The organism is Candidatus Syntrophosphaera thermopropionivorans, from assembly GCF_004353895.1.
GTDB classification, from domain to species: Bacteria; Cloacimonadota; Cloacimonadia; order Cloacimonadales; family Cloacimonadaceae; genus Syntrophosphaera; species Syntrophosphaera thermopropionivorans.
Window position 1 is genome coordinate 1 of the sequence record NZ_SMOG01000053.1, and the last position, 1,020, is coordinate 1,020.

At 37.7% G+C, this 1,020-nt stretch carries 2 protein-coding genes; both read right to left on the bottom strand.

Annotated elements, in window-relative coordinates; all coding sequences use genetic code 11:
- Positions 1-214, bottom strand: a 214-nt coding sequence (locus E0946_RS07160) for a response regulator transcription factor (RefSeq protein WP_133201779.1), incomplete at its 3' end; no start/stop codon positions are given.
- Between the two features lie 16 nt (positions 215-230).
- On the bottom strand, positions 231-1,020 hold a 790-nt coding region (locus tag E0946_RS07165), incomplete at its 5' end, for a sensor histidine kinase (protein ID WP_133201780.1).

Consider the following 1,020-nt stretch of genomic DNA (forward strand, 5'->3'; position numbering starts at 1 on the left):
GTTTTATGAATCTTATTAACTCAATCCCACTTCCACCCGGCATATTAACATCTACCAGAGCAACATCAACTTCATTAAAATCAATAGATTTTCGCGCTTCTTCGCCACTTTGAGCCACTGCCTTAACTTCATACCGGTCATCACTTTCCAGCAGTTGTTTTAAACCAGCAATAAAAATGGGATGGTCATCAATAAGAGCAACTCTTATTTTCATAGCTCTATACTAAAAATTAAACCGCTATTTCTCTCGGTAAGGGAACTTTTACCATAATTTTTGTTCCCCATCCCGGTTGACTATCAATATCAAACTTCCCTCGCAAAACCCGAACCCTTTCTTTAAGGCTTCTAAGACCAAAATGTTCAGATTCTTTTTCTTCCAAAGCTTCGGGGTCAAAGCCCACTCCATCATCTTCTATAGAAAAAATCATCTGTTGTTTGCTATTCGTTATACAAATTTTAACTTTCTGAGCTTGAGCATGTTTTTGAATGTTAGATAAAGTTTCTTGCAAAATCTTCAGCACCGTTTGGTAAACCTGATAAGGAATTTCTTTAACATCCACTTTATAGTCAAACTCAACCTCTTTGTCAGGAGTAGCAAAAAGATTGATAGTCTCGTCAACTTTCTCCCGGAATTGTAGAGGAGTAATTGGTTTACCCTTCAGTTCAGAAAGAATAAAGCGCGATTCTTCCAGACCCAATTTATTCAAAGATTGAACTTTCTGCAAAATCAAGAGGTCGTTGGAATCGGCATTTTCCAGACTTTTTTCCAGAAGATGAAGATAAATTTGAGTGGTAACCATAATCTGCGTTAATCCATCATGAAGTTCACGTGCCAGGCGATTTCTTTCTCTCTCCTGAGCCAGCCTTCTACTCTTTTGATAGAGGGAGATATTCTCAAGAGCAGCATTTCCCATATTCACCACAATGGAAAGCACAAGATAATCGATAATAGTAATAGGCTTCTTCAAAATGCCCGTAAAAAGGTAGGGAGGATGATTTCCTGATACTAAAGGTATAAAG